General features: G+C 69.2%; 16 protein-coding genes. 4 read left to right on the top strand and 12 right to left on the bottom strand.

Going from position 1 to position 18440, the window contains the following annotated elements; all coding sequences use genetic code 11:
• The 4 genes from AB4Z01_RS27350 to AB4Z01_RS27335 form a co-directional block, all read right to left on the bottom strand.
• Positions 1 to 2153: beta strand repeat-containing protein (locus AB4Z01_RS27350; RefSeq protein WP_441699079.1), on the bottom strand; the 2153-nt coding region annotated here is incomplete at its 3' end.
• 121 nt (positions 2154 to 2274) lie between these two features.
• Complete coding sequence (locus tag AB4Z01_RS27345) at positions 2275 to 4755, bottom strand: response regulator (protein WP_441699078.1); 2481 nt, start codon at positions 4753 to 4755, stop codon at positions 2275 to 2277.
• Between the two features lie 43 nt (positions 4756 to 4798).
• A complete protein-coding gene (locus AB4Z01_RS27340) occupies positions 4799 to 5506 on the bottom strand; it encodes a response regulator (protein WP_441699077.1) in 708 nt (235 codons plus the stop codon).
• Positions 5507 to 5627: 121 nt separating this feature from the next.
• Positions 5628 to 6077 carry a hypothetical protein gene (locus AB4Z01_RS27335; protein ID WP_441699075.1) on the bottom strand — a complete coding sequence of 150 codons (450 nt, stop codon included), beginning with the start codon at positions 6075 to 6077 and terminating at the stop codon, positions 5628 to 5630.
• A 96-nt stretch (positions 6078 to 6173) separates the two neighbouring features.
• Between AB4Z01_RS27335 and AB4Z01_RS27330 the strand changes: the two genes are divergently transcribed.
• Entirely contained in the window at positions 6174 to 8810 is a 2637-nt protein-coding gene (locus AB4Z01_RS27330; RefSeq protein ID WP_441699073.1) for a PAS-domain containing protein, read from the top strand.
• Between the two features lie 376 nt (positions 8811 to 9186).
• The gene (locus AB4Z01_RS27325; protein ID WP_441699071.1) at positions 9187 to 9555 is read left to right on the top strand and encodes a response regulator; all 369 of its coding nucleotides are present in this window, start codon (positions 9187 to 9189) and stop codon (positions 9553 to 9555) included.
• A gap of 182 nt (positions 9556 to 9737) precedes the next feature.
• Here AB4Z01_RS27325 and aac(6') read toward each other — a convergent pair whose 3' ends face one another.
• Entirely contained in the window at positions 9738 to 10184 is a 447-nt protein-coding gene (gene aac(6') / locus AB4Z01_RS27320) for an aminoglycoside 6'-N-acetyltransferase (RefSeq protein WP_441699069.1), read from the bottom strand.
• A gap of 215 nt (positions 10185 to 10399) precedes the next feature.
• On the opposite strand from aac(6'), the gene arr reads away from it, so the two are divergent.
• Together arr and AB4Z01_RS27310 are read left to right on the top strand one after the other, a co-directional pair.
• On the top strand, positions 10400 to 10813 hold the full coding sequence (arr, locus tag AB4Z01_RS27315) for an NAD(+)--rifampin ADP-ribosyltransferase (RefSeq protein WP_441699067.1): 414 nt from the start codon (positions 10400 to 10402) through the stop codon (positions 10811 to 10813).
• Positions 10814 to 10936: 123 nt separating this feature from the next.
• The gene (locus AB4Z01_RS27310) at positions 10937 to 11686 is read left to right on the top strand and encodes a DUF899 family protein (RefSeq protein ID WP_441699066.1); all 750 of its coding nucleotides are present in this window, start codon (positions 10937 to 10939) and stop codon (positions 11684 to 11686) included.
• An 83-nt stretch (positions 11687 to 11769) separates the two neighbouring features.
• On the opposite strand, the gene AB4Z01_RS27305 is transcribed toward AB4Z01_RS27310, so the two are convergent.
• The 7 genes from AB4Z01_RS27305 to AB4Z01_RS27275 are packed head-to-tail and all read right to left on the bottom strand — an operon-like array spanning position 11770 to position 18326.
• A complete protein-coding gene (locus tag AB4Z01_RS27305) occupies positions 11770 to 12771 on the bottom strand; it encodes a Gfo/Idh/MocA family protein (RefSeq protein WP_441699065.1) in 1002 nt (333 codons plus the stop codon).
• The gene (locus AB4Z01_RS27300; RefSeq protein ID WP_441699064.1) at positions 12768 to 13652 is read right to left on the bottom strand and encodes a sugar phosphate isomerase/epimerase family protein; all 885 of its coding nucleotides are present in this window, start codon (positions 13650 to 13652) and stop codon (positions 12768 to 12770) included. Before AB4Z01_RS27300 ends, AB4Z01_RS27305 begins: the two co-directional genes overlap by 4 nt.
• A 29-nt stretch (positions 13653 to 13681) precedes the next feature.
• Positions 13682 to 14518, bottom strand: coding sequence for a carbohydrate ABC transporter permease (locus tag AB4Z01_RS27295; RefSeq protein WP_441699062.1), 837 nt, complete (start codon positions 14516 to 14518; stop codon positions 13682 to 13684).
• Complete coding sequence (locus AB4Z01_RS27290) at positions 14518 to 15435, bottom strand: carbohydrate ABC transporter permease (RefSeq protein WP_441699061.1); 918 nt, start codon at positions 15433 to 15435, stop codon at positions 14518 to 14520. The genes AB4Z01_RS27295 and AB4Z01_RS27290 overlap by 1 nt, the downstream gene beginning before the upstream one ends.
• Before the next feature lie 16 nt (positions 15436 to 15451).
• Entirely contained in the window at positions 15452 to 16666 is a 1215-nt protein-coding gene (locus AB4Z01_RS27285; RefSeq protein WP_441699060.1) for an ABC transporter substrate-binding protein, read from the bottom strand.
• A 17-nt stretch (positions 16667 to 16683) separates the two neighbouring features.
• The gene (locus AB4Z01_RS27280; RefSeq protein ID WP_441699058.1) at positions 16684 to 17646 is read right to left on the bottom strand and encodes an alpha/beta hydrolase fold domain-containing protein; all 963 of its coding nucleotides are present in this window, start codon (positions 17644 to 17646) and stop codon (positions 16684 to 16686) included.
• On the bottom strand, positions 17643 to 18326 hold the full coding sequence (locus AB4Z01_RS27275; RefSeq protein ID WP_441699057.1) for a GntR family transcriptional regulator: 684 nt from the start codon (positions 18324 to 18326) through the stop codon (positions 17643 to 17645). Before AB4Z01_RS27275 ends, AB4Z01_RS27280 begins: the two co-directional genes overlap by 4 nt.
• Positions 18327 to 18440: the final 114 nt, after the last annotated feature.

Genomic DNA, 18440 nt, shown 5'->3' with positions numbered 1-18440 from the left:
GTGTAGAGGCCGGTGCCGATGAAGCTGAAGGCCTGGTCGCCGGCGGCGCCGGTGTTGGCATCGATCGCCGACAGGTCGATCTTGTCCCCCTGAGCGTGGCTGAAATCGGTGATCCGGTCGGCATTGGCCCCGACCACGCTGTCCGCCGCGGAGGAGAAGACGAAGTGGTCGGCGCCGCCCGAGCCAATCATCGTGTCCTTGCCGGCGCCGCCGTTCAGGGCGTTCGCCGCGCCGTTGCCGGTGAGGGTGTCGGCACCGGACGAGCCGTTGACGTTCTCGATGTTGGCATAGGTGTCGCCCTGGGCGTCGCCACCGGTCCCGCCGGTGGCCAGGTTGACGGTCACAGCCGCGACGCTGCCGGCATAGGAGGCGGTGTCGATGCCGTTGCCACCATCAAGCGCGTCCGCGCCGGCGCCGCCGATGAGGGTGTCGTCGCCGCCATACCCGGCCAGCGCGTTGGCGCCGGCATTGCCGGTCAGGGTGTCGCCGAGCTGGCTGCCGTTGACGTTCTCGATCCCGACCAAGGTATCGCCCTGGGCGTCGCCGCCGGTGCCGGTCCCGGTGCTGAGGTTGACGGTCACGCCGGCGACGCTGTCGTAATAGGATACGAGGTCGATGCCGTTGCCGCCGCTGAGCGCGTCGGCGCCGGCACCGCCGCGAAGGACATCGTTGCCGTCGAACCCGGCCAGCGCATTGGCGCCGGCAGTGCCGGTCAGGGTGTCGGCGAACAGGCTGCCGTTGACGTTCTCGATGCCGGCATAGGTGTCGCCCTGGGCGTCGCCGCCGGTGCCGAGCCCGGTGGCCAGGTTGGCCGTCACGCCCGCGCTACTGTCGAAATAGGAGGCGGTGTCGATGCCCGTGCCGCCGTCGAGCTTGTCGGCGCCGAGGCCGCCGCGGAGAACGTCGTTGCCGCCGCCGCCGGAGAGCCTGTCGTTGCCGCCGAGGCCGCTCAGGGTGTTGGCACCCGCATCGCCGGTCAGCACATCGTCATAGCCGAAGGTGCCTTCAACGTTCTCGATCCCGGAGAACACGTCGAGCTGGGCGTCGCCGCCCACGGCCAGGCCGGAGGCGAGATCGACCCGCACGCCGACGAAGGTGTAGCTGGTGCTGTAGCTGACGGTGTCGACGCCGGCGCCGCCATCCAGCACATCGGCACCATTGCCTCCGATCAGCAGGTCGTTCCCGTCGCCACCAAGCAGGACGTCATCGGCGGCCAGACCAGACAGGATATCGTCGCCACCCAGGCCGACAAGCCGGTTGGCGCCGCCATCGCCTTCCAGGGTGTCGCCGAAGCCAGCCGAGCCGATGAGGGCTTCGAACCCGCTGATCAGGTCGGCTGCCGCGTCGCCGCCGGTCCCGCTCGAGTACAACAGGCCGACGATGACGCCGTCAGCGCTGTCGAAATAGGTCAGGGTGTCGACGCCAGCGCCGCCGTCAAGGATGTCCGCCCCGGCGCCGCCATGCACGAAATCGTCCCCGTCATCGCCGTAAATGATGTCTGAACCATCTCCACTGTCGAGAACGTCGTTGCCGCTATCGCCATGAATCAGGTCGTCGCCCGCGCCGCCCGTGACGTCGTCATCGCCGCTGCCGGCGGTGAGAGTATCGATCCCGCCGAGGCCATTGAGGATGTCGTTGCCGCCCGAACCGATCAGCGTGTTGTCCGCGTCCGATCCGGTCAGGACGTCGTCGAAGGCATTGGTGCCCTCGATGTTCTCAACATCGGCGCCGATCACGTCGCCCTGTGCGTCGCCGCCGGAGCCCACTCCGCCGCCGATCGTCACCGTCACGCCCCCGGCCGAGCTCGTGGCGTAGGTGACGTCGTCGATGCCGGCCCCGCCATTGAGGATGTCGGCGCCGGCGCCGCCTTCGAGAGAGTCGAGGCCGTCGCCGCCGTTCAGCGTGTCGGCGCCGTCATTCCCTTGCAACGTATCATTGCCGGCATCGCCGTTCAGGGTGTCGTCGCCGTCGTTGCCGCTGATGAAATCATTGTCGGCACCACCATTGACCAGGTCGTTGCCCGAGCCGGCAAGGACGAAGTCGGCGCCGGCATCGCCGAAGATCTGGTCGTTGCCGCCGTTGCCGAAGATCGAATCCATGTCGGCCGAGCCGTTGATGATGTTGTCGTTGTCGTCGCCGTTGAAGACCGTCACTTGAATGCCCCTTCCGGATCGGGCCGTCCGATGCGGCGGCCTGCAGGGACAGTAGCCGCCGGACGTATCGCCAGGATGTCGCGAAACTGGGAGATTTGTATCGTTGGTATCGCGGCCGGACTCAGCCGCGGCCGGCGATCTCGGCCTCGACCCGCCGCAGCTCGGCCACGATGCGGTCGGCACGGTCGGCCAAATCGGCGGCCTGTGCCTTGACGCCGTGCTCCAGCGCCTCCGCGGCGTCGCCTAGGACCCCGGCACCGACGATGCGGGCGGAGCCCTTCAGGCGATGCGCCTCGGCCACGATATCGGCCGCCCGGCCGTCGGCGACGGCGGCCTGGATCACCATGGCCGATGCCCGGGCCGTGGCGACGAAATCCGCCAGCATCGTGGCGATGGTCCCGGTGTCGTCGCCGAACAGGCCGGCCAGGGCCTTCGGGTCGACCGCGGCCGCCGTATCCGCGGGAACGGCCGCCGCCTCGGACCCGGCCACCGGCATCCAGCGCTGCAGCACCTCCTGCAGCCGGGCCAGCTGCACCGGCTTGCCGATATAGTCGTCCATCCCGGCGGCGCGGCAGCGCTCGGCTTCGCCGGCCAGGACATTGGCGGTGACGGCGACGATCGGGATCCGGCGCCGAGCGCCTCTGGTGGCACCATTGGGCGCGGCTTCGGCCTCGCGGACCCGCCGGGTCAGCTCGAAGCCGTCCACCACCGGCATGTGGCAGTCGGTCAGGACCATGGCATAGGACCCGGCGGCCCAGGCCGACAGCGCCTCCTCGCCATCGGCGGCGGTGTCGGCGGCGCAGCCCAGCAGCTGCAGCTGCCGGACCAGCACCTGACGGTTCACCGGGTGATCGTCGACCACCAGCACCAAGCGGCCGTCGCGGCGCGCCTGGTCCAGATCCGCCTCGCCGGGCAGCGTGGCCCGGGCCAGCTCCGGCGGCTGGTCCGCCGCCTGGGCGATGGCGAGATCGAGCGTGACCCGGAAGGTCGCGCCCCGGCCGGCCTCGCTGTCGATCGAGATGTCGCCCCCCATCATGGTGGCCAGCCGGCGGGCGATCGACAGGCCCAGCCCGGTGCCGCCGAAGCGGCGCGTGGTCGAGGCATCGGCCTGCGCGAAGGGCTGGAACAGCCGGCTTTGCTGGGCCGGGCTGATGCCGATGCCGGTGTCGATCACGGCGATGGCGATGCGGGCGCGGCCGGCGGCCCGCCGGGCCAGCGACGCCTCGATCCGGACGCCGCCGGTCTCGGTGAACTTGATCGCGTTGCCGGCCAGGTTCAGCAGGATCTGGCGCAGCCGGACGGGATCGACCAGCAGCAGTTCGGGGATCGCCGGATCGGTCGCGCCCTGCAGGGTCAGGCCCCTGTCGCGGGCCTGGGGGCTCAGCGCGCTGATCACGCCGTCGATCGCGACGCTGATCGACACGGGCGTCCATTCCAGCTCGAGCCGGCCGGCCTCGATCTTCGAGAAGTCGAGGATGTCGTTGACGATGCGCAGCAGCGTGCGGGCCGACTCCCGGATCACCTGCAGCGACTGGCGCTGGCCGTCGTCCAGCCGCGACTGCTCCAGCACCTCCAGCATCCCCAGCACCCCGTTCATCGGGGTGCGGATCTCATGGCTCATCACCGCCAGGAATTCGGATTTGGCCCGGGCCGAGGTCTCGGCCGCCTGCCGGGCCTCGGCCATCACCTGCTCGGCCAGCCGCCGCTCGGTGATGTCGTAGGTCCAGGCGATGGTGCCGGACTGGCCTTCGAAGACGATGCGCTCGAGCGACAGCAGGCCCCAGAAGCGGCCGCCCTGGCCGGTGCGGAACTCGACCTCGGCATCCTGCACCTGGCCGGTCTCGCGCAGCGCGGCCTCCAGCCGGGCGGCGTCGCCCGGGTCGGCATAGAGGCTGCGCGGATTGCGGCGGAACGCGGCCTGGCCGGCCAAGCCGAACAGGTCGAGATGGCGCTGGTTGGCGAACAGGAAGTTGCCGTCCCGGCCGTAGATGGCGATGCTGATCGGGCTGCGGTCCAGGATGTCGCGCAGCAGCCGCTCGCTCTCGCGCAGCGCCGCCGTCCGGTGGGCCACCGTGTGCTCCAGGGCGTCGTTGGCCTGGGCCAGCTTCGCCCGCCCGTCCTCGATGGCGCGGATCTGCTGATAGGCGCGCAGCGCCGACACCATGGTGGTCAGCAGCCGCGTCTGGGTCAGCTCGGTCTTGGCTTTGTAGTCATTGATGTCGTAGGCCAGGATCACGTCCTGCTCCGGCGCCTGGCCGGGCTGGCCGGTGCGCAGCACGATGCGGGTGGTGGCGTTGCCCAGCTCCTCCCGCACCCAGCGGGCGAAGCGCAGGCCGGAATCCTCCGTCTCCATCACCACGTCCAGCAGGATCAGCGCCACGTCCTGGGTCCGGCGCAGGATCTCCATCGCCTCGGCCGCCGTATAGGCGTCGATCAGCGCGACGCCGCGCCCGGAGAAGGTGAAGCCGTCGAGCACCAGCCGGGTGATCTGATGCACCTCGGCATCGTCGTCGACGACCAGCACGCGCCACGGCTCCGATGGCGCGGCCGCCTCGTCCGGCGCGTCGTCCAGCACCAGGAAATCCTCTGGCGTCTCCGTCATCCCGTCCCCCTTCGTCGCTGGTGCGTAGCCCGGCCGTCCCAGATCAGTCCCCGTCAGGGGCATACATGTATCCGGCGCCCCGCACCGTCCGGATCACTTCCGGCTTGCTGGGATCCGCCTCGATCTTGCGGCGGATCCGGGTGATCCGCAGGTCGATCGACCGGTCGAAGGGTTCCATCTCGCGATTGCTGGTCAGGTCGAGCAGGCGATCGCGGCTGAGCACCTGGTTGGGATGCTGGGCGAACACCTTGAGCAGCGCGAATTCCGAGGCGGCGAGGGCGACCCCCTCGCCGTCCAGCGTGGTCAGCCGGCGGGCGTCGAGGTCCAGGATGCAGCGGCCGAAGCGCAGGCGCCCGTTGGCGGGCGGCGGCGCCCCGTTTCGTCCGCTGCGGCGCAGCACGCTCTTGATCCGGGCCGCCAGTTCGCGCGGCTCGTAGGGCTTGACGACATAGTCGTCGGCCCCGGTCTCAAGGCCGACGACGCGGTCCACCGTGTCGGACGCCGCCGTGACCATGATGATCGCGACGTTGCCGCGCTCCCGCAGGAACCGGGCGACGGCGAAGCCGTCCTCGCCCGGCRTCTGCACGTCCAGCAGGATCAGGTCGACCGGATCGCGGCGCGCCAGCAGCGCCCGCAGTTCCGCGCCGCTCTCGGCCCCGCTGACGCGATAGCCCTGGCGCGACAGGTACTCCTCCAGCACCCGGCGCTGGAACGCATCGTCGTCGACCACCGCGATATGTGGCTGGATCATGCATTGGTCCCGAAAGGACCGGTCGGAAGGCCCGAACCCGACCGGCTCGCACATGATCCAGTATGCCATGTCTTGCGGGGCCGTGCAGCGTCGCTCGACGCCTGTCGACACCGCTAGATCCCTATTTGACCCGGGTCCAGATCTCGGCGCCCAGCGTGGTGCCGTTCTGCATGTCGGCCCAGACGCCTTCGAGGTGGCCGTTCTTCGGCGCCATAGCGAAGACGAAGCCGCCATTGCCCAGCACGCCGCCGACCGCCAGGGTCTTGTCCAGGAACACGCCGCGGCCCACCGACTTGTCGCCCGCGACGGTCCAGGTGATGACATAGGTGTCGCCGGTGGCCTCGACCTCGGCCACGCCCGAATACTTGCCGCCGTTGGGGTTGGTGCCGTCGACCTGGTAGGTGCCGGTGACGCTGCCCTGGGCCAGGGCCGGCAGCGGTGAATGCAGGAAGGCCGCGGTCAGGGCGACGATGGGCAGGACGATGCGGAACATGGTAAACCCCCGGTTGATGTGGCGCCGGATGACCCCGGCTGCTGGTCGCATCATGGCGCCGCCGCGTATCAGCTTCATGTCGCGCCGCCGGGTTTTTGGTATCGTCTGTATCGCCCCAGCCGGCGGGGCACCTTGCAACTGGGTGTCGGGCGCGTGCGGAAGGACGGTATCAGCGTGACGGCCGCCAGCCGATCGGAAGAGCCGCCGCCGTCGAGACCGGTCCTCGATCCGGTGCTCGATGCCGTCGCCGCCATCCTCGGCGCCGGCTTCTGCCTGCTCGATGCCGAGGACCGCCTCCTGGCGTGGAACGACACCTATCTGAAGCTGTTTCCCGAGGAAGCCGACCTGCTGCGCCCGGGCCTGCCCGGTGACGCCACGGTGCGCCGCTTCTTCGAGACCCATCTGGAGCCGGCCGAACGCCCGTTCATCGACCGCCACGTCGCCGCCGCGCTGGAGCGCCATCGCAACCCACCCGGCACTTATACCCGGCAGTGCAGGGATGGGCGTTGGCTGTCGCTCGAGGTCAGGCGCCTGCCCGATGGCCGGCTGCTCAAGCTCTTCACCGACGTGACGTCGCGCCATGACGGCGGTGCCTTGAAGGAGGCGATCACCGCGGTCGATGTCGGCCTGATCCGCTATGCCGGCGACGGCACGTTCCAGAGCGCCAATCGGGCCGCCAGCGTGCTGTTCCCGGCGCTGGTCGGGCAGTTCCGGTCCGGCAGCACCCGGGCCGACCACATCCGGCTGCTGGCCGATGCGGTCCTGGCCCCGGGCGAGGCGCCGCGGGCCGAGCGGCTGCTGGCCGTGCCCCAGCCGGACGCGACTCCGCACGAACCGGCGGTGCTGCGCGACCGCGACGGGCGCTGGCTGCAGTTCGAGGAGCGGCGCCAGGACGATGGCGGCGCGCTGATGATCTGGCAGGACGTGACCGCCCGGATCGACGCCAAGGCCGAGCTGGACGGGCTGCGCCTGCGCATGACCGATGCGATCGAGTCGGTGCATGACGGCTTCGTGCTGTTCGACGCCGAGGACCGGCTGGTGCTGTGGAACGACGCCTATTGCCGCCTGTACGGCCTGGCCGAGGGCGATCTGCGGCCCGGAACGCCGTTCCGGACGCTGATCGAGACGGCGATCGAACGCGGCCTCTACGCCCAGTCCGGCGAAGTCGTCGACTGGATGGGACGACGGCTGCGGCACCATCGCGGCGACGCCCCGCCGCTGGACATGCCGCTGGCCGACGGCCGCTGGATCCGCATGACCGAACGGCCGACGCATGAGGGCGGCATCGTCGGCATCCATGTCGACATCACCGACATCAAGCGGCGCGAGGCCGTGGTCAGCGACAGCGAACGGCGGCTGGCCGCGATGCTGGCGGACAACGCCCGCCGCACCGCCATGCTGGACGCGATCGGCTATGCCGCGACCCAGATCATCGGGCGCAGCACCTGGCGGGCCGGCATCCAGGAGATGCTGGCCCGGCTGGGGCGGGCCACCGGCACCGACCGGACCTACATCTTCGAGGTTCGCGACCTGCCGGGCGGCGGCTTCACCAGCGTCTACAGCTACGAATGGGTGGCGGACGGCGTGCCGGCGCTGATCGACGACCCGAAGATGCAGGAGCACCCGCTGCCCGGCGACCCGGCCGTGCTGCAGGCGCTGATCGACGAGCGCATGACCGGCGTCGCCGCGCTCAGCGGCTGGAATATCGGCAGCGAGCTGGAGCAGATGGAGCTGCGGCGCCAGGGCGTGCGCTCCAACCTCAAGGTGCCGATCCTGTTCGGCGGCCGCTGGTGGGGCACCATGGGCTTCGACGACGTCCGCGACGAAGGACGCTCCTGGCTGCCGGACGAGATCGACGTGCTGAAATCGGCCGCCAGCCTGATCGGCGCCGCGATCGAGCGCGGCCGCATGGACGAGGATCTGCGCCGCAGCGCCGCCGACCTGGAGCGCCGGGTCGAGGAGCGGACGGCCGAATATGTCCGGGTCAACGAACAGCTGCAGGGCACCGTCGCCGACCTGCGCCGCACCCAGGCCGAGCTGGTGCAGGCGGAGAAGATGGCGTCGCTGGCCCAGCTGGTGGCCGGCGTGGCGCATGAGATCAACACGCCGGTCGGCACCGCCCTGACCGCCGCCTCGCATCTGGAGGAGCGGGCGCGCAGCTTCGCCGCGGTGGTCGCCGGCGGCCAGATCCGCCGGTCCGAGCTGGAGCGCTTCGTCGACCGGGCGGGGGAGGTGTCGCGGCTGCTGCTGTCGAACCTGGAGCGCGCGGCCGGCCTGATCCGCGAGTTCAAGCAGGTGGCGGTCGACCAGACCAGCGCCGAGCGCCGCAGCTTCGATCTCGGCGATTATCTCGAAGGCGTGCTGGTCAGCCTCGGCCCCAACTATCGGCGCACGCAGCACAGCGTGACGCTGCGCTGCCCGTCCGGCATCGTCATGGACAGCTTCCCGGGCGCGGTGTCCCAGGTGGTCACCAACCTCGTCATCAACGCCCTGGCCCACGCCTTTCCCGAGGGCCGGGCCGGCTCGGTGACGCTGCTGGTGGCGCCGGGGCCGCAGCCGGGCCGGGTCATCCTGGATTTCTCCGATGACGGGGTGGGCATTCCGCCGGAGAATATCGGCCGGATCTTCGACCCGTTCTTCACCACCCGCCGCGGCACCGGCGGCAGCGGCCTGGGGCTGCACATCGTCTACAACCTGGTGACGGCCAGCCTGGGCGGCCAGATCACGGTCGAGTCCGCGCCGGGGCGGGGCACCCGCTTCGCCGTGATCCTGCCCCTGGTCGCGCCGGGGTCGGGCAACGGGGGTGGGTGAGGCGGGCGCATCAGCCGTTGCGGCGAGACGCGGATAGGGGCCAGAGGACCGCCGCCCGCAGGTGCCAAGCTTGGCCGTCGCCGCCTGTTTCAGCGAGGACGGGAAGCCACCCGGCCTCCCGAAGTGGACATTTCCGGCGACCCATCCTTGCCCGGATGCGGACCTCGCGCATGGCGTAGGACGCACGTGATCGAGAGGACGGCCGGCCCGTGGCGGCTTTCGGCATCGTCGCCTGAGGCAGCCCGGCGGCATCGGATGGAAAGCGTAGGCCGGGCTCAGTCACAGACGGCTGTTCTCGGTACCCGTCCAAGCGCGCTGGCGGCACAAATCCTCGTTCCGCGCGTTTCTGCTCCGGCCACCCAGGAGGGGCCGCCGGATGACAACGACCCTGATCGCGGAGGACGAACCCACAATCCTCGCGTTAGCGGAAGGATTCATCGCCGCCTTGGGACACTCGACCTTGACCGCACACAATGGCATCGAGGCTCTTGCGCTTATCGAGAGCGAAGCGCCGATCGATCTTCTTTTCACCGATATCAACCTTGGAAAACCGCCGGACGGATTCGATCTGGCACGCACCGCGCGCGAACGGCGACCGGAATTGAAGGTGCTCTACACCTCCGGGCAGGCCATGACAGATGGGATGCAGGCGCTGATGGTTGAGGGCGGAGTGTTCCTTCCCAAACCGTACACTCCGGACGAGCTTATGGCCTCTATCACCTCTTTGCTACCGATGCAGAACTAGGGCCTTCGGTCGGATTAGGCTTCGCATCGGACCGCTTGTTTCGAAAACCGTGATGATCGACGACGCGCCTGGTGTCGGCTTCGGGCCCGGATCGGTCATGTCCGCTATGCAGCGCCGTGGGTGACGACCGCTTTTGGGCGAATGGCTGCGACCCAGGCAGTCCGGGTCGGGGGAGAGTGGCCCTACAGGCTTTTGCGAAAGAAGACGACGCGTCTTGTCTCCTCGAAACCCAGTGCCGCGTGAAACTTGTGGCTCACGACGTTGTCCAACAGGGCGTCGGATGCGAACTCGGTACAGCCGATAGACTTGCCCCATTCGGCAATCGCGTCGCAGAGCAGTCGTGCCGCGCCCTTTTGCCTGTGGCCGGGCAGGACATAGATTCCTTCAAGGAAGAGAACGGGAGAGGTCTTGCACCCATTGACGTAATCACTGCGCAGCGAGGCTTCAGCAAATCCGATCACTTCGCCTTCATCGGTTTCACAGATGAACGCGACAGCTCGGCCATCTCCGGCCAGGAAAGTGCGAACGACGTCGTTCCGATGGTGTTGGACAGAATAGTCCGGCCAAAGTGCGGCACGTAACCGCGCCCACGACTCAACATGGTCCATGGTGCTCTGCTGGATCTTCATCGTCTCACCTTGCGCCACAGTTCGCGTGTCTCCAACGGGTCGAATCGGGTGATGTCCACTCTTCGGCGGCGACAGGATGGCGGTCTGGGATGGGCGAAGTTTCGGTCGGCTAACGATTCTAGCACTCCTTCCGGAGCCTCAGCCCGGAACGGGTGACAACGCCGAGCCGTATCTCCGGCACTCCGACGCTCGGCAGGAGGAAGGACAGCGAACCGATGACCGTCACCGACGACACGACCCCGCAGCAATTCTATCACGGCACCCGGGCCGACCTGAAACCGGGAGACCTGATCGCGGCCGGCTACAGCTCCAATTACGGCGCGCGGAAGCAGGCGTCCTGGGTCTATCTCACCGGCACGCTCGACGCAGCCATCTGGGGCGCTGAGCTGGCCGCCGGCGAGGGACGGGAAAGGATCTACATCGTGGAGCCGACCGGCCCGATCGCGGACGATCCCAACCTGACGGATAAGAAATTTCCCGGCAATCCGACGAAGTCCTACCGGTCCCGCGACCCGCTTCGGGTCACAGGTGAAGTCACGGAATGGCAAGGCCACTCGCCCGAACGGCTGAAAGAAATGAAGGACCATCTCGAACGCCTGAAGGCGCAAGGCATCGAGGCGATCGACTGATCCCATATCTCTCGATGGTAGGCGCCGCCGCATATAATCCCGCCATACTTGTCACTCTTACCGCTTCGACGTCCGGCGCTACTCTTTCTCCACGACCTGCCAGGTCAAGAAAGGGAGAGCGAGATGATGAATGACACCAAGCGAGAGCGCCCTGCCGCGCCCAGGATCGTCGATCGCAGCACCTTCCAGGCGGAGATGGACGCCTTGCGGGTTCGAGAGAAGGCTTACACGAGGGAAGGCGATGCCCTTGCGGCCGCCCGCCGGCGACGGCCCATGGTCGAGGTGGACGGCGCCACGCCGCTCACCGGCGACCATGGCCCGGTGACGCTGCTGGATGCGTTCGAGGGACGCCGGATCCTCATCGCCTACTACTTCATGTGGAACGCCGGCCGCCCGGCGGCGCAGCAGTGCGAGGGCTGCACCCTCTACACATCGCAGGTCCGCGAGCTGTCCTTCCTGCAGTCCCGGGACGTCACCTACGCCACGATCTGCCAGGGTCCGTACGAGGAGAGCGCGCGGTACCGCGACTTCATGGGCTGGAAGATGCCCTGGTACGCGGCCGACCGGGACCCGCTCGAGACGCTCCTGGTCGGGCGTCGGGTGGGCATGATGCACGTCGTCTGCTACCTGCGGCAGGGATCCGATGTGTTCGAGACCTACTGGACAACGCAGCGCGGCGTCGAGGTGGTGGGCAACAGCTATGCCCTGCTCGATCTCACGGTCTATGGGCGGCAGGAGCCGTGGGAGGACTCTCCGGCCGGCTGGCCGCGGTGGGAGGGCGAGGATTTCTATCGCGTCGGCGATCGTCCCATCGTTCAATGGCCTCGCGTGAAGGCCGGGCATTCCGATGACCTGGGGACCGGTGGGGGATGAACCGGAGGCGGCGGCGCGGCGGACTCACGAGATCGACTCTGCGGTTCCTTTCCATGACGGATCAATCTCTTGGATCGTCGGCACTACCCCTCGACCTGGCGGCGTAGCGTCTCCAGGTGCCGCATGGCGGTGACGCCGTCGCGGATGGTGGGGGCGTCGTCGGCCGCCTCGCCGCGGAAGGCTTTCAGCGTCACCTCCAGCAGGGCGTGGTAGCCCTTCACGTCCTCGTTTGCGGCGGCGGTGAAGTTGGGCGACCAGGTCAGGGCGTCCTCGCCGCCGGACAGGGTGGCGCCGAGGTCCTGGGTCTTGAAGGCCGGGTCGCGGTAATAGGTCACGTCGATCACGTTGCGCACCTCCAGCCGGCGGTGGTCGCCCATGATCTGGACGAACTCCATCGGCGTGCCGCGCGACTGCACCGTGCCCATGACCACGGTGCCGATGGCGCCGCTGTCGAAGCCCAGCGCGATGTGCATCAGCAGGCGCCCCGGCCCGTTCTCGACCTTGCGGGCCGAGATCTCGCGGATCGGCGAAGCCGCCAGGAAGGCCGGCAGGTCCATGTAATGGACGCAGTGATGCAGGAAGAAGCCGGAGTAGTCGACCGCGCCGCGGAAATAGGTCGGTGCCGTCATGTAGGAGCCGTAGAAGCCCAGCACCGGGCCGAACTCGCCGCCGCGGACGATGTTGCCGGCGATGCGGTTGCCGATTGACCAGCGCTTCATGAAGCCCAGCACCAGCGGCTTGCCGGCGCGCTCCGACGCCGCCAGCAGCTCCTCGGCCTGGGCGGCGGTGCCGCCGGGCGGCTTCTCCATGAACACCGGCAGGCCCTTGGCCAAGGCGGCGAGGCCGATGGCGTGATGCGCCGCGGGGCCGACCGCCATGCCGACCGCGTCCAGCCCGGGATGGGCCAGCAGGTCGCGATGGTCGGCATAGGCGGCACGGACGCCGAACTGGCGGGCGGCGCGGGCCAGATTGGCGCCGTCGACATCGCACAGCGCCGCCAGCTCGACATCCTGCCGCAGCAGCTGCGGCAGCAGCATCTGGCTCGCATGGGTGCCGCAGCCGATCCAGCCGATTTTCAGCGTCATCGCCGGTGCCCTCCCATCGCCAGCGCGCCGCGCAGCAGGGCCAGGCTCTGCGTCAGCTTCCCGGTCTCGTCCTCATGCGGCGGCCGCCATTGCGCGATCGGCACGCCGAAGCGGTCGTCGTCGCGGCGGAACGGCTCGACCGAGATCGGCCCCTCATAGCCGACATCGACCAGCGCCCGCGCCACCGCCACCCAGTCGGTGGCGCCGGTGCCGACGAAGCCGCGGTGGTTCTCGTTGGCCTGGAAATGGACGAAGCGGTCGCCGGCCAGGCGGATGGCCTCGGCGATGTCGGCCTCCTCCATATGCATGTGGAAGGTGTCGAGCATCAGCCGCACCTCCGCCCGGCCGACCCGGTGGATCAACTCCAGCCCCTGGCGGGTGGTGCACAGGATGTCGGTCTCGAACCGGTTCAGCGGCTCGACCGCCAGCACCACCCCATGGTCGCGCGCGGCGTCGGCGGCCCGGCGCAGCCCGTCGACGCACCAATCCTGCCGGCGCAGGCGCAGATCCTCCGGCACCGGCGCCGGCGGCCGCCCGGCGAAGACCAGCGGGTTGCCGTAGAGCGGGCCGCCGACGATGCGGGCGCCCAGCGCCTCGGCGCAGTTCGCGGCGTAGCGCAGATACTCGACCCCGGCCTCGCGCGCGCCGGCATCGTCGCCGGTCAGGTTGCGCTGCAGATTGACCCGGGCGGCGAGGACGACCGAGAGGCCGGCCCCTTCCAGCGCCCGGCGGGTCTCGGCGAGGTCCAGCTCGCCCGGTTCCGGCACCAGGAGCTCGATGAAGTCGTAGCCCATGGCGCGGATCCGCTCGAACCAGCCGAAATGCTCGGCGGTGAAGGGGCGCGCGACCTGCATGGAGATCAGGCCGATCGGGTTCGGCATTGTCGGGATCACTTTCGGTCGAGGGTCGGTCATCCCTTCACGGCGCCTTGGGTCAGGCCGCCGATCAGGCGTTTCTGGACGAGCAGGAACAGGATGGTGGCGGGCAGGGCGCCGACCACGCCGCCGGCGGTCAGCAGGCCCCATTCGATCTGGTACTCGCCGATCAGGGTCTGGATCGCCACGGTCATGGTGCGGACGCTGCGGCCGCCCAGCGTCAGGGCGTACAGGTATTCGTTCCAGGCGGTGATGAAGATGTAGATGCCGGTCGCCACCAGGCCGGGGCCGCACAGCGGCAGGATCACCCGCCACAGCGCGCCGAGCCGCGAGCAGCCATCGGTCATCGCCGCCTCGTCCAGGCTCTTCGGGATGGCGTCGATGTAGCTGGTCATCATCCAGATGGCGAAGGGGATGGCGACGGTGGCGTTGGCGATGATCAGCGCGACATGGGTGTCGAGCAGGCCGAGCCGCCGCATCAGCACGAACAGCGGCAGGATCAGCAGCACGACCGGGAACATGTTGATGACCAGGAACTGGACCATCAGCAGCCGGCGCCCGGCGAAGCGGAAGCGCGAGAAGGCGTAGGCGGCGGTGACGCTGAGCGTCAGACCGACCACGACCGTGCCCAGCGCCACGATCAGGCTGTGACCCATGTTCAGCAGGAAGCTGGTGCGGCCGAACAGCCGCTCGTAGCTGGCGGTGGTCCAGGCCGACGGGTCGACGGCGACGCCGCGGCCGACGATGTCGTCCGGCGGCGTCAGCGAGGTCAGCGCCATCCACAGATAGGGCCCCAGCGCGAAGACCGCGATCAGCAGCATCGGCAGGTGGATCAGGGCGACACGGTGCCAAAGGGAGCTGCGGGTGACCATCAGTCCATCGCCCTCGTCGTGCGCCGCAGATAGACCAGGACGAAGCCGGCCAGCAGCAGGGTGAAGATCACCGCCAGCGCCGAGCCATAGCCAAAGTCGAGATTGGTCCGGGCCTTGATGAAGGCATAGAGCGGCAGGGTATGGGTGGCGTAGCCCGGTCCGCCGCCGGTCATGACGAAGATGACGTCGATCGAGTTGGCGACCCAGATCAGCCGCAGCAGCGCCGCGGTCGCGATCACCCCGGCGATCGAGGGCAGGGTGATGCGCCAGAATTGCTGCCAGGGCGTGGCGCCGTCGATCGCCGCCGCCTCGTACAGGTCGCGCGGCACCGCCTGCAGCCCGGCCAGGATCATCACCGCGAAGAACGGGAAGCCCTGCCAGGTCAGGGTCAGGATGATGGCGTAGAGCGAGGTGCCGGGATCGGCCAGCCAGGGGAAGGCGCCCTGCAGCATGCCGAGGCGCACCAGCACGTCGTTCAGCACCCCGGCATTGGGGTCGTAGATCCAGCGCCACATCAGGGCGATGACGACGCTGGGCAGGGCCCAGGGAATGATGACCACGGCCCGCGCCAGCGGCCGCCACCAGAAGCGCTGGTTCAGCAGCAGCGCGGTGACGAGGCCGAGCAGCAGCTGGGCCGGGACCGTGATCCCGACCCAGAGCGCGGTGTGCTGCAGCGAGGTCCAGAACACCGGGTCGGCCAGCGCCTTGGCGAAGTTGCCGAGCCCGGCGAAGGGCATCTGGGTCGGCCGGAACAGCACGAAGTCGTGCAGGCTCAGCACCAGCGCCTGCAGCATCGGCAGGAACACGATCAGCAGCGTGACCAGCACCGCCGGGCTCAGCAGCACATAGGGCAGGATCCGGGTCCGCGCCTTGCCGCGGACCGGGGCCCTCTGTGCCGTCGCCAGGGTCATCGACATCAATCCCGTCCTCGCCTCAAGGGGCGTAGAGCTGCTCGATCTCCTGCATCATCTGCTCCGGCGTGATCTCGCCGGTCAGGGCCCGCTGCATCGCCGCCGGCCACACAGTGTTGACGAAATCCGCGGTCTGCGAGACGGCGGGCAGGCTGTGGGCGAAGGGCAGGGACTGCACCGTGGCGTCGACGAAGCGCTTCTCGTGCAGCGTCCAGTTCGCCGCGCCGCTCTTGGTCACCGGCAGCTGGCCGGTCGCCTTGTTGAACTCGACATTGGCGTCGCCGCTGGCCAGGAAGGCGATCCACTTCCAGGCCGCGTCCTTGTCCTCGGCCGAGGACAGAACGGCCAGGGATTCGTCGCCATAGGAGGTCCAGCGGCCGCCGTTGCACTCCGGCACCGGCACGGCGGAGACCTTGTCGCCCAGCGCCTTCACCATGCCGGCGGAGGAGCCGATATGGTGGATCGTCATCGCCGTGCGGCCCTGCTGGAAGGCGGCGATGATCTCCTGGAACCCGTCATTCGGGGCCGAGGGCGGGAACAGCTTCTGGTTGCGGTAGAGATCGACCAGCCAGGTGTTGGCGGCGACCACTTGCGGTGTGGTCAGCCCGCCCTTCTCGAACTTGGCGCCGGCCGACAGCACGAAGGGTCCCCAATGGTCGTAACCGCCCTTGCCGCCGCGGAAGCCGAAGCCCCAGATGTCCGGCTGGCCATCGCCATTGGTGTCGCGGGTCAGCGCCTTGGCCGCCTTGGCGAAATCGTCGCAGGTCTTCGGCGGCTGCAGCCCGGCCTCGGCGAACAGATCGGCCCGGTAGTACAGGTAGGAGACGACGTACTGCACCGGCAGGTAGTACTGCTTGCCGTCCGGCCCGCCATTGATCTTCAGCAGGTCGTCCTGCAGGTCGGCCTTGCCGTCCCAGCCGGCGACCCGGTCGTCGATCGGCTCCAGCGCGCCCATCTCCACCAGCCGCGGCTGGGCGAACAGCTTCACCATCGCCGCATCCGGCGCGTTGCCGCCGGCGATCGCGGTGTAGAGGTTGTCGTAATAGCTGTTCCAGGGGATGTTCTCGGCCTCGACCTTGACCCCCGGATTGGCCGCCTCGAACTTGGCGACCAGGTCCGCCACCGGATTGTCCGGATTGTCGAAATGGTACCAGAAGCGGACCGTGCTCTCGGCCTGTGCCGTTCCCGCGGCCAGCGCCAGCAGCGCGACCAGGGCCGGCCCTCGCATCTTCCTCATGACGTTTCCTCCTCCGTTTATGCGTTTTCGTTGAACTGCCGGGCCCAGGCCCCGGCTTCGGCGAAGGCGGTTCGGGCCTCCGCCAGAGCGCTCGTCATCTGCATGAAGCCGTGGATGACGCCGCGATGCACCCGCACCGGATCGGCCCGGCCGAGCCCGTGCAGCCGGTCCCCGAGCGCGAGCGTGTCGCCGAGCAGCGGGTCCAGCCCGGCGGCGTTGAGGTAGAGCGGCGGCAGCGCCCGCAGCGCGGCGTCCGATGCCGCCAGCGGCGAGACCGCCGGCTCTCCCCATGTGGCGGGATCGGGCGCGTACCAGTCGCGGTACCGGATCATCTTGGCGGTGGTCAGGCCGTAGCCGCCGGGACCGAAGCGCCGGTGGGAGTCGGTCTCGTGGTCGACGGCGTAGACGCCGTAGAACAGCAGCCCGAACTCCGGCGGCATCCGGCCGGCGGCCTGCTCGTGCAGCATCAGCGCCAGCGCCAGGTTGGCGCCGGCGGAATCGCCCGAGACGCCGACCGGGCCGGAAAGTCCATGCTCCGCCAGCACTTCCGGCAGCGCCCGCCAGGCCGCCACGGAATCGTCCAGCCCGGCGGGGTAGGGATGCTCGGGCGCCAGGCGGTAATCGATGCCGATCACGGCCATGCCCGTGGCCTCGGCCAGGCAGCGCATCGCCCGGTCATGGGTGTCGAGGCTGCAGAAGGCCCAGCCGCCGCCATGGATGTACAGGATCGCCCCGCGCGCCGCTGGCGGCCGGAACAGCCGGGCCGGGCGGGGGGCGATGCCGCCAGGCAGCGTCAGCTCGGCTGTCTCCATCGGCGGCAGGTCCCGATTCCAGCGGGTATTGCCCGCCTCCGCCTGCGCCCGGCCCTCGGCGGCCGGCAGTGTCATCGGGTCTGGCAGGTGCCCGTCCTCGGCGGCGAGCCGTGCCATGATCGCCGCCATCTCCGGGTTCGGGGCGTCGTTCGGATCGAAGCCGGTCATGCCTTGGGTCCTTCGGGTGCGGCGCCGAAGATCGACGGGCCGACATCGACGATGGTCTCGATGTGATGGCCGATGGCGGCCACCGCCGCGGCCTCGTCCCGCGCGGCCAGCGCCTCGACGATGCTCCAGTGCCGCCGGGCCGTGGCCGTCAGGTCGCGCCGCTCGCCGCTGCGGGTGATCTTGAAGCGGTGGTTGTGCAGGATGCAGCGGTGCAGCAGCGGCTCCACCGCCGGCAGGCCCGCGGCCCGGAACAGCCGGCGGTGGAAGGCGCGGTCCAGCTCGGTCTGGCCGTATTCGTCGCCGGCCAGCGCCTTCGCCTCCATGCCCTCGATCAGGGCGGTCAGGTCCGGCAGCAGCGCGGGGTCGGGGCGGCGCAGGGCGCGGGCGATGCCACGGGTCTCGATGCCGTGGCGCAGCCGGAACATCTCGACGGCCTCATCCTCGGTGCAGTCGGCCACCCGCGTGCCTCGGTGCGGCAGGCGATGCACCAGCCCCTCCTCCTGCAGCGCCAGCAGCGCCTCGCGCACCGTGCCCTGGCTGCACTGGAAGCGCTGCGCCAGCTCGAGCTCGAGCAGGGCGATCCCGGGCGCCACCTCGCCCAGCATGATCATGCGCTTGAGGCCGTCGAAGACCTCCGCGCTCTTGCCGGGCCGCATGCCGTCCTGCGCGATGGCGAGCATCTCGCTCCCTGACTCGAATTATCGATATTGATAACGATATCGATAATGGAGATGAGTGCAAGCCCGTTCATCGTATTCAGGGAAGGTCGTCGCTGGCGGGGGCGCGGCGAGATG

Source organism: Inquilinus sp. YAF38 (assembly GCF_052113205.1).
Classification (GTDB): domain Bacteria; phylum Pseudomonadota; class Alphaproteobacteria; order DSM-16000; family Inquilinaceae; genus Inquilinus.
This window is presented reverse-complemented; position numbering and strand designations above follow the sequence as displayed.

Coding starts and splice junctions, on each gene's coding strand:
- AB4Z01_RS27345 (WP_441699078.1), bottom strand. CDS start 4,755: ATGACGGAGACGCCAGAGGATTTCCTGGTGCTGGACGACGCGCCGGAC.
- AB4Z01_RS27335 (WP_441699075.1), bottom strand. CDS start 6,077: ATGAAGCTGATACGCGGCGGCGCCATGATGCGACCAGCAGCCGGGGTC.
- AB4Z01_RS27325 (WP_441699071.1), top strand. CDS start 9,187: ATGACAACGACCCTGATCGCGGAGGACGAACCCACAATCCTCGCGTTA.
- arr (WP_441699067.1), top strand. CDS start 10,400: ATGACCGTCACCGACGACACGACCCCGCAGCAATTCTATCACGGCACC.
- AB4Z01_RS27310 (WP_441699066.1), top strand. CDS start 10,937: ATGATGAATGACACCAAGCGAGAGCGCCCTGCCGCGCCCAGGATCGTC.
- AB4Z01_RS27305 (WP_441699065.1), bottom strand. CDS start 12,771: ATGACGCTGAAAATCGGCTGGATCGGCTGCGGCACCCATGCGAGCCAG.
- AB4Z01_RS27300 (WP_441699064.1), bottom strand. CDS start 13,652: ATGCCGAACCCGATCGGCCTGATCTCCATGCAGGTCGCGCGCCCCTTC.
- AB4Z01_RS27295 (WP_441699062.1), bottom strand. CDS start 14,518: ATGGTCACCCGCAGCTCCCTTTGGCACCGTGTCGCCCTGATCCACCTG.
- AB4Z01_RS27290 (WP_441699061.1), bottom strand. CDS start 15,435: ATGTCGATGACCCTGGCGACGGCACAGAGGGCCCCGGTCCGCGGCAAG.
- AB4Z01_RS27285 (WP_441699060.1), bottom strand. CDS start 16,666: ATGAGGAAGATGCGAGGGCCGGCCCTGGTCGCGCTGCTGGCGCTGGCC.
- AB4Z01_RS27280 (WP_441699058.1), bottom strand. CDS start 17,646: ATGACCGGCTTCGATCCGAACGACGCCCCGAACCCGGAGATGGCGGCG.
- AB4Z01_RS27275 (WP_441699057.1), bottom strand. CDS start 18,326: ATGCTCGCCATCGCGCAGGACGGCATGCGGCCCGGCAAGAGCGCGGAG.